The sequence below is a fragment of the Pantoea sp. ICBG 828 genome, assembly GCF_002928355.1.
GTDB lineage: Bacteria > Pseudomonadota > Gammaproteobacteria > Enterobacterales > Enterobacteriaceae > Pantoea > Pantoea dispersa.
Window position 1 is genome coordinate 343,193 of record NZ_POWN01000001.1, and the last position, 14,140, is coordinate 357,332.

At 57.2% G+C, this 14,140-nt stretch carries 15 protein-coding genes; 10 read left to right on the forward strand and 5 right to left on the reverse strand.

The genetic code is table 11. The annotated features are described in order from the left end of the window. Window positions 1-8 precede the first annotated feature (8 nt). The gene (locus tag C1Y43_RS01575; protein ID WP_021506211.1) at window positions 9-248 is read right to left on the reverse strand and encodes a DUF1289 domain-containing protein; all 240 of its coding nucleotides are present in this window, start codon (window positions 246-248) and stop codon (window positions 9-11) included. Between the two features lie 220 nt (window positions 249-468). Between C1Y43_RS01575 and eptA the strand changes: the two genes are divergently transcribed. The 5 genes from eptA to rnt all read left to right on the forward strand — a co-directional run bounded on the left by eptA (window position 469) and on the right by rnt (window position 5,175). After that, complete coding sequence (gene eptA, locus C1Y43_RS01580; protein WP_104186773.1) at window positions 469-2,106, forward strand: phosphoethanolamine transferase EptA; 1,638 nt, start codon at window positions 469-471, stop codon at window positions 2,104-2,106. A 39-nt stretch (window positions 2,107-2,145) separates the two neighbouring features. Continuing rightward, entirely contained in the window at window positions 2,146-2,742 is a 597-nt protein-coding gene (locus C1Y43_RS01585) for a TetR/AcrR family transcriptional regulator (protein WP_031279165.1), read from the forward strand. A gap of 49 nt (window positions 2,743-2,791) precedes the next feature. Continuing rightward, a complete protein-coding gene (locus tag C1Y43_RS01590; protein ID WP_104186775.1) occupies window positions 2,792-3,889 on the forward strand; it encodes an alkene reductase in 1,098 nt (365 codons plus the stop codon). 101 nt (window positions 3,890-3,990) lie between these two features. Beyond that, the gene (gene gloA, locus C1Y43_RS01595) at window positions 3,991-4,398 is read left to right on the forward strand and encodes a lactoylglutathione lyase (RefSeq protein WP_021314698.1); all 408 of its coding nucleotides are present in this window, start codon (window positions 3,991-3,993) and stop codon (window positions 4,396-4,398) included. A 108-nt stretch (window positions 4,399-4,506) separates the two neighbouring features. Beyond that, window positions 4,507-5,175, forward strand: a complete 669-nt coding sequence (rnt, locus tag C1Y43_RS01600) for a ribonuclease T (RefSeq protein WP_021506216.1) — start codon at window positions 4,507-4,509, stop codon at window positions 5,173-5,175. Window positions 5,176-5,228: 53 nt separating this feature from the next. Here rnt and C1Y43_RS01605 read toward each other — a convergent pair whose 3' ends face one another. Beyond that, window positions 5,229-5,561, reverse strand: a complete 333-nt coding sequence (locus C1Y43_RS01605; RefSeq protein ID WP_021506217.1) for a Grx4 family monothiol glutaredoxin — start codon at window positions 5,559-5,561, stop codon at window positions 5,229-5,231. 366 nt (window positions 5,562-5,927) lie between these two features. Here C1Y43_RS01605 and C1Y43_RS01610 point away from each other — a divergent pair, with 366 nt between their 5' ends. Next, a complete protein-coding gene (locus C1Y43_RS01610) occupies window positions 5,928-6,719 on the forward strand; it encodes a C40 family peptidase (protein WP_058757687.1) in 792 nt (263 codons plus the stop codon). 56 nt (window positions 6,720-6,775) lie between these two features. On the opposite strand, the gene C1Y43_RS01615 is transcribed toward C1Y43_RS01610, so the two are convergent. Continuing rightward, window positions 6,776-6,865, reverse strand: coding sequence for a YnhF family membrane protein (locus tag C1Y43_RS01615; protein WP_021506219.1), 90 nt, complete (start codon window positions 6,863-6,865; stop codon window positions 6,776-6,778). A gap of 273 nt (window positions 6,866-7,138) precedes the next feature. Between C1Y43_RS01615 and purR the strand changes: the two genes are divergently transcribed. Further along, window positions 7,139-8,164: an HTH-type transcriptional repressor PurR gene (gene purR, locus C1Y43_RS01620; RefSeq protein WP_021506220.1), complete on the forward strand. Its 1,026-nt coding sequence runs from the start codon at window positions 7,139-7,141 to the stop codon at window positions 8,162-8,164. Here the strand turns inward: purR and punR are convergent. Continuing rightward, a complete protein-coding gene (gene punR / locus C1Y43_RS01625) occupies window positions 8,161-9,072 on the reverse strand; it encodes a DNA-binding transcriptional activator PunR (protein ID WP_059011034.1) in 912 nt (303 codons plus the stop codon). The genes purR and punR overlap by 4 nt on opposite strands. Before the next feature lie 109 nt (window positions 9,073-9,181). Here punR and punC point away from each other — a divergent pair, with 109 nt between their 5' ends. Together punC and cfa are read left to right on the forward strand one after the other, a co-directional pair. Beyond that, window positions 9,182-10,384, forward strand: a complete 1,203-nt coding sequence (gene punC, locus C1Y43_RS01630) for a purine nucleoside transporter PunC (protein ID WP_104186777.1) — start codon at window positions 9,182-9,184, stop codon at window positions 10,382-10,384. 310 nt (window positions 10,385-10,694) lie between these two features. Then, entirely contained in the window at window positions 10,695-11,843 is a 1,149-nt protein-coding gene (cfa, locus tag C1Y43_RS01635) for a cyclopropane fatty acyl phospholipid synthase (protein ID WP_088515859.1), read from the forward strand. A gap of 48 nt (window positions 11,844-11,891) precedes the next feature. Here cfa and C1Y43_RS01640 read toward each other — a convergent pair whose 3' ends face one another. After that, on the reverse strand, window positions 11,892-12,545 hold the full coding sequence (locus C1Y43_RS01640) for a riboflavin synthase (RefSeq protein WP_021506224.1): 654 nt from the start codon (window positions 12,543-12,545) through the stop codon (window positions 11,892-11,894). Window positions 12,546-12,743: 198 nt separating this feature from the next. On the opposite strand from C1Y43_RS01640, the gene C1Y43_RS01645 reads away from it, so the two are divergent. Continuing rightward, window positions 12,744-14,117: an MATE family efflux transporter gene (locus C1Y43_RS01645; RefSeq protein ID WP_104186779.1), complete on the forward strand. Its 1,374-nt coding sequence runs from the start codon at window positions 12,744-12,746 to the stop codon at window positions 14,115-14,117. Window positions 14,118-14,140: the final 23 nt, after the last annotated feature.

Here is a 14,140-nt window from a genome sequence, read left to right on the forward strand (position 1 = left end):
GCGTTTTCTTAAAACAGCTCCGGTTGCTGTGGATCAGGATTTTCATCCACTTTTTGCTGACGCTGCAGGCGCAACAGGCGCTGACGACACAGGCGCAGCACCTCGCGTTTTTGCGCATCGCTGAATTTCATCCAGTTGAAGCGCTCCTCCCGGCTGCGCAGACAGCCACGGCAATAACCGCGCGCATCGCTCTGGCAGATACCGCGACAGGGGCTCGGAACCGGAAAAAACTCTAATTGCTCAGCCACATCACCTCCGCAATGAACCTATCCACTCTTATTGATAACAGCTTAGTGACATAGTGCAAGGCATAAACCGTTATTACTGGTACTGTACACGGCGACAACCACGCCAGCTTCCGACACCGTGGCAATAGTCAGGGAATCAATCAGGTAAGGAGACGCGGTTAAGGTTTTCCTCATCTTCAATTCATACGATTGTCATATTCCGTTATTCCGATGAGTCTCCATGAAACTGATCTCTAAGTTACAGTGTCACGACAACAGTTTTAATTTACTGGCCGCGTTGTTCTTTGCTTTTGTTCTCAATGCCCTGTTTTTATTGCGCGCGTGGGAAATTATTCCCTACACCCGCGTGCACGATTACCTGTTCGCCGCCAGCATGCCGGTGGTGCTGGTTGCGGCGTTTTATCTGATCTTCTCGCTGCTGGCCTGGCCGTGGATACGCAAACCGCTGCTGATTGTGCTGATTCTCGCCAGCGCCGCCGCCAACTACTTTATGCACAGCTTTGGTACGGTCATCGACACCAACATGATTGAAAACGTGTTTGAGTCGAATGCGCAGGAAACCGGCGCGCTGATGAGCCGCAACTATGTTATCTGGATGCTGCTGATGGGCATTCTTCCGGTCGCGCTGGTGTGCAGCGTCCGTATCAGCAATCGCCAGCGCTGGTGGTGGAACCTGCTGCAGCGCCTCGCCAGTGCGCTCGGTGCCGTACTGGTGATTCTGCTGATGGCCGTGCTGTTCTACAAAGACTACGCTTCGCTGATCCGCAATAACAAAGGCCTGGTGAAGATGATCACCCCTGCCAATATTGTCAGTGGCACCGGCCATTATGTTGATCAGCGTTATCTGCAGGGCAGCCAGGCGCTGGTAAAGATTGGCGAAGATGCGAAGAAAGGACCGCTAATCACCGCCGAGCCGAAGAAGACGCTGGTGGTGCTGGTGGTGGGCGAAACTGCGCGCGCGGAGAACTTCTCCCTCGGCGGCTATGCGCGCGACACCAACCCACAGCTGAAAAAGCAGCAGGTGATTTATTATCCCAACGCCAGCTCCTGCGGCACGGAAACCGCCATTTCGGTGCCGTGCATGTTCTCGAATATGCCGCGCGAGCACTATGACGCGAACCTCGCCCATCATCAGGAAGGCGTACTGGATGTGCTGGCCCATGCCGGAGTCAGCGTGCTGTGGCGCGAAAACGACGGCGGCTGCAAAGGTGCCTGCGACCGCGTGCCGCATACCGATATGACGCAGTGGCAGCTGCCACAGTACTGCCACGATGGCTTCTGCCTCGATGACGTCTTGCTGCATCGCTTTGATAACTATGTCGACAGCCTGCACAATGACGGCATCATCGTACTGCACCAGATGGGCAGCCACGGTCCGGCTTACTTTAAGCGCTATCCGGCCGCGTTCCAGCGCTTTACGCCCACCTGCGACAGCAATCAGATTCAGGATTGCGATCACCAGGCGCTGGTCAACACCTACGATAACTCGCTGCTGTATACCGACGATATGCTGAGTCGCACCATCGATAAGCTGAAGGGCCTGAGCGATCGCTTTAACGTGGCACTGGTGTACCTGTCCGACCATGGCGAATCGCTGGGCGAACACGGCATGTACCTGCACGGTGCGCCGTACCTGTTTGCGCCGTCGCAGCAGACGCACATCCCGCTGCTGCTGTGGATGTCGCCGGGCTACGCCGCGGCGTATCATATTGATCAGGCCTGTCTGCGCCAGCAGGCGGCAGAGACAGCGGTGTCGCAGGATAATCTGTTCCACACGGTGCTCGGCCTGTTCAACATCCAGACGCAGCAGTATCAGCCGCAGCTGGATATGATCAAATCGTGCCAGAATCGCGCCTGAGGATTGCATTAGACCGACTGGTCTAATACTCTGCCTGCCATGAACAAGACAGTGCAACGCAACGAAACCCGTGAACATCTGCTCGCCACCGGCGAGCAGGTCTGCCTGCAGCGCGGTTTCACCGGCATGGGATTGAGCGAAATGCTGGCGCTGGCGGAAGTGCCGAAAGGCTCGTTTTACCACTACTTCCGCTCGAAAGAAGCGTTCGGTGTGGCGCTGCTGGAGCGCTATTTCGTCAACTATCAGCAGCAGGTTGAACAGCAGCTGACCCAGCCCGGCGTTACTGCACGCGAACGCTTACTGCAGCATTTTCGCTACGCGGAACGGCTGTTTATTGAGCAGGGTCACATCGTCGGCTGTCTGGGCGTTAAGCTTTCCGGCGAAGTGTGCGATCTGTCAGAGCCGATGCGCGATGCGCTGCAGCGCGGTGCCACGGCCATTACGGCGGCTTACGCACGCTGTCTGACGGAGGTCGCAGCCGAACAGCCGCTGCCCTATGGGCAAAGCCCGCAGCAGCTGGCGCAACGCTGTTATCTGCTGTGGCTGGGTGCCAGCCTGCAGAGCAAGATTTCACGTGAGCCCGGGCCGATTAGCCTGGCGCTCGACACCATCGAACAGTGGCTTAATCACCGCTGATTTTTAAAAACGGCAATTTCTAGACGACCGGTCTATTACAGGAGTCATCATGGCGAGTAAACAGCTGTTCACCCCGCTGAAAGTGGGCGCGATTACCGTACCTAACCGTGTATTTATGGCGCCGCTGACGCGTCTGCGCAGCATTGAACCGGGCGATATTCCTACCCCGCTGATGGCGGAGTATTATCAGCAGCGCGCCAGCGCGGGTCTGATCATTACCGAAGCCACCCAGGTTTCGTTCCAGGCGAAAGGCTACGCCGGTGCGCCGGGTTTACACACCGCAGAGCAAATTGCTGCGTGGAAAATGATTAACGAAGGCATTCACGCCGCGCACGGTCACAGCGCCGTTCAGCTGTGGCACACCGGCCGCATCTCGCATAATAGCGTGCAGCCGGATGGCAAAGCGCCGGTCGCACCGTCCGCGATCGCCGCAGGCACCCGCACCTCGCTGCGCGCCGCCGACGGCAGCGTGTATCGCGAAGATACCTCCATGCCGCGTGAACTGAGCGTGGCAGAGATTCAGCAGATCGTTAATGATTTCGGCCAGGCGGCAGCCAATGCGCGCGACGCCGATTTTGATCTGCTGGAACTGCACTCTGCGCACGGCTATCTGATGCATCAGTTCCTCGCACCGGGTTCTAACCAGCGTACCGATGAATACGGCGGTTCGATTGAGAAGCGCGGCCGTTTCGCGCTGGAAGTGGTCGATGCGGCAATTGCTAACTGGTCAGCCGATCGCATCGGTATCCGTATCTCGCCAATCGGTGCCTTCCAGAATCTGGAAAACGGTCCGGATGAAGAAGAAGCGGCACTGTGGTACATCAGCGAACTGGGCAAGCGCGGCCTCGCCTACCTGCACCTGTCTGAGCCTGACTGGGCGGGCGGTAAGCCTTACACCGATGAGTTCCGCCAGAAAGTGCGTGCCGCCTTCCCGGGCGTGATTATCGGTGCCGGTGCCTACACCGTGGAAAAAGCGGACGACCTGATTGCGCGTGGCCTGATTGACGCGGTGGCTTTTGGCCGTGACTTCATCGCCAACCCGGATCTGGTAGCACGCCTGCAGCAGGATGCACCGCTTAACCCGCAGCGCCCGGAGAGCTTCTACGGCGGCGGCGCGGAAGGTTACACCGACTACCCGACACTGTAAGTCAAACGCGGCCGCAGCGGATGTGCGGCCGCGTGCTTTCTTCAGGGCATTCCCTCGCTATACTAAGCGGGTTCCCTGATGACTTTTGAAAAGAGGATGTTATGCGTTTACTTCACACTATGTTACGCGTTGGCGATCTGCAGCGCTCCATCGATTTTTACACCCGCGTGCTGGGCATGCGCGTGCTGCGTCAGAGCGAAAACACCGAATACAAATACACCCTGGCTTTCGTGGGTTACACCGAAGAGAGCGAAGGTGCGGTCATTGAGCTGACCTACAACTGGGGCGTGGATAAATACGACCTCGGCAATGCCTACGGCCACATCGCGCTGGGCGTGGATGATGTCGCGGCGACCTGCGACCGCATCCGTCAGGCGGGCGGTAACGTCACGCGTGAAGCCGGCCCGGTAAAAGGCGGCAGCACCATCATCGCTTTCGTGGAAGATCCGGACGGCTACAAAATCGAGCTGATCGAAAACAAACACGCCGGTCACGGCCTCGGCAACTAATGCCGTTAGTCAGCCTGCTAATTTGCGGGCTGACTTCCCTCTCCTGCTGCACCCTGCGCCGATTTTTGCCATAATGCGCGCTGCCCCATTTCCTGCAATGAGATCCTGATGTCTGAATCGAACGCCTTAAACGCTCTCCATCAACGCTTCCGTGGTTTTTATCCTGTGGTGATTGACGTTGAAACCGCCGGTTTCAATGCGCAAACCGATGCGCTGCTGGAAATCGCCGCCACTACGTTAAAAATGGATGAGGATGGCTGGCTGCACCGCGATGAAACCCTGCATTTCCACGTGGAGCCGTTCGAAGGGGCGATTCTCAATCCCGAAGCGCTGGCGTTTACCGGTATCGACCCCAGCAATCCGCTGCGCGGCGCGGTGAGTGAATATGAGGCGCTGCACGCCATTTTCAAAATGGTGCGTAAAGGCACCAAAGACAGCGGCTGTAACCGGGCGATTATCGTGGCGCACAATGCCACCTTTGATCATAATTTTCTGATGGCGGCAGCAGAGCGCACCGGCATGAAGCGTAACCCGTTCCACCCGTTCGCCACCTTTGACACCGCCGCGCTGAGCGGGCTGGTGCTGGGACAAACGGTGCTGGCGAAGGCCTGTAAAGCGGCGGGGATAGATTTTGACAGCACTCAGGCGCACTCGGCGCTGTATGATACCGAACAGACCGCCACGCTGTTTTGCGAACTGGTGAATCGCTGGAAACGCCTCGGCGGCTGGCCGCTGGCGGTGAGTGAAGAGCCGGCCGAAGACGATGCCTCCGCCTGAGGCCCGTCAGACCGCAGCCAAAAAAAAGGCCGACACTGCTGTCGGCCTTTTTCTTATTCTGCTTCTTTGTGCTTCTCAGCGGTCTCTTTGATCAGCGGTTGCAGTTCGCCGCGCTGGAACATCTCAACGATGATGTCACAGCCGCCGACCAGCTCGCCATCCACCCACAGCTGCGGGAAAGTTGGCCAGTTGGCGTATTTCGGTAACTCAGCGCGGATATCCGGATTTTGCAGAATGTCTACGTACGCAAAGCGCTCACCACAGGCAGACAGCGCCTGTACCGCCTGCGCAGAGAAACCGCAGCTTGGCAGTTTCGGCGAACCTTTCATGTACAGCAGGATCGGATTTTCTGCGATCTGGCGCTGAATTTTTTCAACAGTACTCATTTTTGCCTTCCTTAATCCTTCACTTCGTGTTTGTTTATTGTAGCGACTTCGCCCCGCGACTGAAAACGGGATTTTGCCTTAGCCGGCGCATATCGCCATGTTTGTTAAGTTCGCGCGCCACGAATAACATTTTCGTATCATTAATAAGCATTAATCAATTAATAATTAGCAATAATTCCGCTGGGTTAAACAGCTGAAATCGCTCATTTTTGCCCCACTTTCAGTACCGTGACAGATTAATGGAAAAAGACCTTACCTTTTGCAAAAAAAGTGGATTAGAATTGCCCCGGTGCTGATCGTCGATCAGATTTTTCTAACTTTACTGCGGTCTGGCTTCCTGCCGACGGCTTAACCTGTAACCGGACTATGCGTTTACTGATTACGCTTTTCATACTGGCTTTTGCCCAACTGTTCTTTAATGTGGCGGCGGCTTCTCCGCATGCGCCGGTTAATGCCAGTTTGCAGAAAGCGGAGAAAAAGAACGCGCGTGAAGATGAGCGTCGCAAACGACGCCCGGTGAAAACCACCAGCAAAAAGTCACGCCTGACGTCGGTACAGAAGTTCAGGCTGAAAAAACAGCAGAAAAGCGAAACGGTACTTCAGCACACCACCCAGCGCAAATCCTCACTTAAGCTCAGTGCGAAAAAATATGGTCATCAGCGGCTGGCGAAAAAATCGCGTGACGTTGCCGTTGATGATGAAGTGCAGCAGCTGAGCGGCATTAAAATGAGCAAGGCCCACCGCCTGCGCTATCAAAAAGCACGTGAAACCGCGATGACGAAACTGATGGGCCAGCTGGGTAAACCGTATCAGTGGGGAGGCACCTCACCGCACACCGGTTTCGACTGCAGTGGTTTAGTGTGGTACGCCTACAAAGACCTGGTGAAGTTTAAATTTCCCCGCACCGCCAATGAGATGTATCACCTGCGCGACGCCGCGCCGATCAAGCGCGAGATGCTGGAGAAAGGCGATCTGGTGTTCTTCCGCATCAACAACCGCGGCACCGCCGACCATGTCGGGGTTTATCTGGGCAATGGTAAATTCATTCAGTCTCCGCGCACCGGTAAGGACATTCAGATTAGCGCGCTGGGCGAGGATTACTGGCAGAAGCATTACGTTGGCGCACGCCGTATGATGACGCCGAAAACCGTGCGCTAACCTCAGCGTTGCGCAACAAAAAAGCCGGTGGCTGTTCAGCAGCACCGGCTTTTTTATTAATGCAGAATGGCGGTAAAGCTAAAGGCAATAATCATCAGCAGAGCAGCGGCGGTGGTGGTCAATGCCAGTTTTAAATCGGTACTCATCACAACTCCTTAGTCACACAGTTTGCATGGTTAAATAATTTTCGCACAGTGATGGGCAAAAATCTCGTGTTATCCGCCCCGGCTTGCTAGAATCGCCGCCTTTCGTTGCGCAACAGATTTAGCGCATGCTGCATTGACAGCCTGCTGAAGGATGTTTCCCTGCCCGATTAAGCAGATTAGCCCTGATATTCAGGGCGCAAAACCATTAGCAGACGCAAACGTTTAACAATATACTTATCAGTAAGTTGCGATAAGCCCAGGAGTACCATTTTCATGGCAACCATTAAAGATGTGGCGAAACGCGCCGGGGTCTCAACCACCACGGTTTCGCATGTCATCAACAAAACGCGTTTTGTCGCGGAAGAGACGCGTAACGCCGTATGGGAAGCGATTAAAGCGCTGCACTATTCACCGAGCGCGGTGGCCCGCAGCCTGAAGGTGAATCACACCAAGACGCTGGGCCTGCTGGCAACCTCCAGCGAAGCGCCCTACTTCGCCGAAATTATTGAAGCCGTGGAGAATCACTGCTTTGAGCGTGGTTACACGCTGATTCTTGGCAACGCGCATAACGATCTGCAAAAACAGCGTGCCTATTTGTCAATGATGGCGCAAAAGCGCGTCGATGGCCTGCTGGTCATGTGCTCCGAATATCCCGACGATCTGCTGCAGATGCTGGAAGAGAACCGCAATATCCCGATGGTGGTCATGGACTGGGGCGAATCGCGCGGGGACTTTACCGATACCGTGCAGGACAATGCGTTCCACGGCGGTTACCTCGCCGGGCGTTACCTGATTGAGCGCGGCCATCGCGACATCGGTGCCATCCCCGGCCAGATGGAGCGCAACACCGGTGGTGGCCGTCATGCGGGTTTTCTGCAGGCGATGCAGGAAGCGGGCATCAGCGTCCGTCCCGAGTGGATTGTGCAGGGTGACTTCGAACCGGAGTCAGGTTATCAGGCGATGCAGCAGATTCTGAACCAGAAACAGCGCCCGACGGCGGTGTTCTGCGGCGGCGATATCATGGCGATGGGCGCGATTTGCGCGGCCGACGAGATGGGACTGCGCGTGCCGCAGGATATTTCGGTAATTGGCTATGACAATGTGCGCAACGCGCGCTACTTCACCCCGGCGCTGACAACCGTGCACCAGCCGAAAGCCCAACTGGGGGAAAAGGCACTGGAGATGCTGCTGGACCGCATCACCAGCAAACGCGAAGAACCGCAAACCATTGAAGTGCAGCCCACGCTGATTGAGCGTCGCTCCGTGGCCGATGGCCCGTTCCGCGATTACCGCCGTTAAGCCGCCTTCTCGCTGAGCCACTCGTGGTTCAGCGTCTCCGCATCGCCCAGATATTCCAGCAACCACGCCAGCGCCGGTGACGCACGCTGCTCAGACCAGCTGACGCAACACGGGCTGTCAGGAAACGGCTGCGGCAACGCCAGCTCCACCAGCGCGCCGCTGTCCAGCAGCGGGCGCGCCAGGTGCCCCGGCACCATGCCCACGCACAATCCGGCCTGCAGGCAATCCAGCCCGGTTTCCCACTCCGGCACCACCAGACGCCGCTGGTTATCCAGCGTCCATGTCATGCGGCGCGGCAGCGCGCGCGACGTATCTTCCAGCACCAGCGACGGCCAGGCGCGCAGGGTTTCGTCGTCCAGCTGCGGACTGTGGGCCAGCGCATGCTGCGGACTCACCACGCAGCGCCAGTTGAGCGCGCCCATATCCTGAAAGGCGAAGCGGCCGCCGACCGGAATAGCCTGGGTGGCACCAATCGCCACATCGACACGACCATCAGCCAGCGCGTCCCACACGCCGTTAAATACTTCGTAGCTGATGATCAGCTCCATATCGGGGAAATGGCGGTAAAAATCCTTTACCAGCTGGCGGGTACGCTGCGGTTTGACGATGCAATCTACCGCGATGCTGAGCTGACCGCGCCAGCCGTTAGCCAGCTGCTGACATTGACGGCGCGTGGCCAGCATTTTTTTGATAACAGAACGCCCTTCACGCACAAAATGCTCGCCTGCTGCCGTCAGCACCACTTCGCGATGCTGCCGCTCAAACAGCGGTACCGCCAGCCAGCCTTCCAGCTGGCGCACGGTATAGCTGATGGCAGAGGGCACGCGGTGCAGCTCCTGCGCCGCCGCGCTAAAACTGCCGGTGCGCGCTACCGCGTCCACCACTTCAAGCGCATATTCCGACCACATAATTTTCCCTTCAAAAATTTTAACAGCACCCTGCAAATATTAGCGTTTCACAAAGCCCGCCGCACCCTTTTACACTCCCCGCCGTTCAACCTGCCGAATGAGAAAAACCATGCTGTCATCCAAAGGATTTCTGCCTTACCTTGCCGTGCTGAGCATGCTCGGCTTCCTGGCCACCGATATGTATTTACCCGCCTTCGGCGCCATGCAGCGCGACTTTGCTTCCGCACCGGGCACCATCAGCGCCAGCCTGAGCTTGTTTCTGGGCGGCTTTGCCTGTGCGCAGGTGCTGTGGGGTGTGCTGTCGGACCGCTTCGGCCGTAAGCCGATTTTACTGGCGGGCCTGAGCCTGTTTGCGCTGAGCTGTCTTGCCATGCTGTGGGTGACTAACGTCTGGCTGATGCTGGTGCTGCGCTTTGTGCAGGCGGTAGGCGTGTGCGCCGCAGCAGTGAGCTGGCAGGCGCTGGTGGTTGACCGCTATCCGCAGGCCAAAGCCAACAAAGTGTTTGCCACGATTATGCCGCTGGTGGCGCTGTCACCGGCGCTGGCGCCGCTGCTGGGTGCCTGGCTGATGGCCCATTTTCACTGGCGCGCCATCTTCCTCGCGCTCACGCTGGTGACGCTGGTGCTGCTGTTCGGCACGCTGAAGCTGACCAGCGCGCCGCGTGCGCGCCACGACAGCACGCCGCAGCCGGGCTGGCTGACGCTGCTGGCGACGCGTATTTACAGCGGTAACGTACTGATTTATGCCGCCTGCTCCGCCAGTTTCTTCGCCTGGCTGACCGGCTCGCCGTTCATCCTCGCCGCCGCAGGTCTGAGCCCGGCGGACATTGGCCTGAGCTATATTCCGCAGACCATCGCCTTCCTGCTGGGCGGATTTGGCTGTCGCGCCCTGCTGAATCGCTTTCAGGGTGCGCAGCTGCTGCCGTGGTTGCTGATGATTTACAGCCTGAGCATTCTGGGCCTGTTTGCGGTGGCGCTGATGACCACGCCGCCGCTGGTGGCTCTGCTGCTGCCGTTCTGCGGCATGGCGCTGGCCAATGGCGCGATTTACCCGATTGTGGTGTCCAGCGCCCTCGCCCCGTTCCCGCAGGCCACCGGCAAAGCGGCCGGCCTGCAGAATCTGCTGCAGCTGGGCTTATGCTTCCTCGCCAGCCTGATTGTTTCCGCCGGTCTGCAGCAGGCGCTGTTACATACCACGCTGGTCATGGTGGCCACGGTGATCCTCGCCTGGGCCGGTTTCCTGTGGCAGCGTAGCGCCAGCGCACAAAGTGATATTGCTCACGCTTCCCGTCCCTGCGAAGATAATTGCTAAGGCAACGATTATCGTTAGCAAACTAACGATAAGCCATTGAATACTGACCTGCGTGAGCATATACTCAGTGGGTCAGCATTTCTGCAACAAATCAATAACATAATGAGCGTATTTTTTAGCGACACTGTCGCTGGGATGGCGTCTGCACGATATTCACCTCCGGAGTTGTGGCAGACATTTCTATTCAGATTCATACCTCTGTAATACGTCGGCTATCTGGCGCACGGATTTTCCGTGAGTTCTCTCACAGGCCTGAGGAATTTGACTATTCTTTTTCTCAGGTTCAAATCGGAAAGGTGATGGAGAAGCTATGAGTTCATCGTGTATAGAAGAAGTGAGCCTTGAAGAAAACCAATGGTTTCGTATCGCCCATGAATTACTGGAGCGGGCGGACATTCACATCAACGGCACACGCCCCTGGGATATTCAGGTCAGACATGCGGATTTTTTCAAACGGGTCCTGCAGGAGGGATCGCTGGGCCTCGGTGAAAGCTACATGGACGGCTGGTGGGAGTGTGAACGTCTGGATATGTTCTTCCACCGCGTGCTGAAACATCATCTGGATAAGCAGTTACCGCACCATTTTAAAGATACGCTGCGCATTGCTGCGGCGCGCCTCACCAATCTGCAGTCAAAGAAACGCGCCTGGATTGTTGGTAAAGAGCACTACGATCTTGGCAACGACCTGTTTTCATTGATGCTCGATCCATTTATGCAGTACTCCTGCGGCTACTGGAAAAGCGCGGAAACGCTGGAGCAGGCACAGCAGGACAAGCTGGATATGATCTGCCGCAAGCTGCAGCTTGAGCCGGGCATGACGCTACTGGATATCGGCTGCGGCTGGGGCGGACTGGCGGAATTCGCCGCGCGTCATTACGGGGTGAAAGTGCATGGCGTGACTATCTCTGCCGAGCAGCAGAAAATGGCGCAGCAGCGCTGTGCCGGTCTGGATGTGACCATTCTGCTGCAGGATTACCGTGATTTGAACCAGCAGTTTGACCGCATCGTGTCGGTGGGCATGTTCGAACACGTCGGGCCGAAAAACTATGCCACCTACTTCGATGTGGTTGATCGTAACCTGAAACCGGAAGGCCTGTTTTTGCTGCACACCATTGGGGCGATCAGAACCGACATGAACGTCGATCCGTGGATCGATAAATACATTTTCCCCAACGGCTGTTTACCGTCGGTACGGCAGATTGCCGATGCCAGCGAATCTCACTTCATCATGGAAGACTGGCACAACTTTGGCGCGGATTATGACACCACGCTGATGGCCTGGTACGAGCGATTCCAGGCGGCATGGCCGCAGCTGGCGGAGAAGTATGGCGAGCGTTTCAAACGGATGTTCAGCTATTACCTCAACGCCTGCGCCGGTGCGTTTCGCGCGCGCGATATTCAGCTGTGGCAGGTAGTTTTCAGCCGCGGCGCCGAAGGCGGTTTGCGCGTGGCGCGTTGATTTCCAAGCCAGGATAAAAGGCGCTTACCGCGCCTTTTTTATTCGCGATTACTCCGCGTCCGGCAGCGTTTGTGCCACCAGCGCAGCCGCGGCATCACGCTGCGCCAGCACACGTTCGACGGTGTCGACAATCGCCTGGGTATGCGGATCGATTTCGATATTGACCCGGTGCCCCAGCTTCTTCGCGCCCAGCGTGGTGCGCTCGAGCGTTTCCGGGATCAGATGCACGCAGAACTTACTTTTGGTGACATCACCGACTGTCAGGCTGATACCATCGATGCCGACGAATCCTTTATGCAGAATATATTTGATCTGCTCAGCGTCCTGTAATTTAAACCACACTTCGCGGTTATTCTCTGACTGGATAATTTTACAGATTTCGGCGGTGGTCATAATATGGCCGGACATCAGGTGTCCGCCAATTTCATCGCTGAATTTCGCGGCGCGCTCAATATTCACGATGTCACCAACCTGTAATTCACCGAGGTTGGTGATGCGCAGCGTCTCTTTGATGAGATCGAAGCTGACGCGATCGCCGTCAATGGCGGTCACCGTCAGGCAGCACCCGTTGTGCGCTACCGAGGCGCCCAGCGCCAGGCCGGGCAGCAGCTCAGCAGGCAAGCGCACGGTGTGGGTGCGGAACAACTCTTTTTCTTCAATGGCGACAATTTCTGCCGTGCCCTGCACAATTCCGGTAAACATAATTTCAGCCTCTGCGAAGTTTGTGGCAGTTTATCACAGCTTGCGCCGCAAGGTTTAATTTGCCGGCGCGCAAACTTTACACAAATGGCGCAACCAAATGCGATCAATGTTTGGCGGAAGTGCGGGCTACCGCTACACTAGGTCGCGCATTCTTTGGGGATTTCGCCCCGCTCTCTTCTTAAATTACGCAGGTGATACGTGCAGAAGTATTTAACAGAAGCGCGTCAATTGCTGGCCCTCGCGATCCCGGTCATTCTTGCTCAGGTGGCACAGACCGCGATGGGATTTGTGGATACCATAATGGCCGGTGCGGTGAGCGCCACGGATATGGCCGCCGTTGCTGTCGGCACCTCTATCTGGCTTCCCGCCATTTTGTTTGGTCATGGTCTGCTGCTGGCATTGACGCCAACCGTTGCGCAACTCAACGGATCCGGGCGACGCGAACGCATCGCAGAACAGGTGCGCCAGGGTTACTGGCTGGCGGCGGGCGTGGCGCTGCTGATTATGGTGGTGCTGTGGAACGCCGGCTACCTGATTCACACCATGCATGACATTGATCCTCAGCTGGCGGCCAAAGCAGAAGGTTATCTGCACGCGCTGCTGTGGGGCGCACCGGGCTACCTGTTTTTCCAGGTGGCACGTAATCAGTGTGAAGGGCTGTCGAAGACCAAGCCGGCGATGCTGCTGGGTTTCCTCGGCCTGCTGACCAACATTCCACTGAACTATGTGTTTATTTACGGCCATTTCGGTATGCCTGCGCTGGGCGGCGTGGGCTGTGGCGTCGCCACCGCGTCGGTTTACTGGGTGATGTATCTGGTGATGCGCTTCTGGCTGAAGCGCATGCCGGCCATGCGCGATATCCGCATGCATAGCCGCTGGTCGCCAGCGTCGCGCGCCATTCTGACGCGCCTGTTCACGCTGGGATTACCGGTCGCGCTGGCGCTGTTCTTCGAGGTCACGCTGTTTGCCGTGGTGGCGCTGCTGGTATCGCCGCTCGGCATTGTGAAAGTCGCTGGTCATCAGATCGCGCTCAACTTTAGCTCGCTGATGTTTGTGCTGCCGCTGTCGCTCGGCGTCGCCACTACCATTCGCGTCGGCTACCGTCTGGGCCAGGGCTCGGCCGAACAGGCCCGCATCGCCGCGTGGACCGGTCAGGGCGTGGGTATCACCATGGCGGCGATCACCGCGCTGTTTACCGTGACCTTCCGCCACGATATTGCCGCGCTCTATACCGCTAACCCGGAAGTGATTACCCTGGCGGCGCAGCTGATGCTGCTGGCGGCCATCTACCAGTTCTCAGATTCGATTCAGGTGATCGGCAGCGGTATCCTGCGCGGCTATAAGGACACGCGCTCGATCTTCTTTATTACCCTGATCGCCTACTGGGTGCTGGGGCTGCCGGTGGGTTACGTGCTGGCGCTGACCGACTGGGTGGTGGCACCGCTGGGGCCGGCCGGTTTCTGGTGCGGATTTATCGTCGGTCTGACGTCGGCGGCGGTGATGATGATCTGGCGCATCCGCCGTCTGCAGCGTTTACCGGCGCAGGTGATTCTGGCACGCGCCGCGCGCTAAGTGGCTGAGCGGGCGTTTATTTG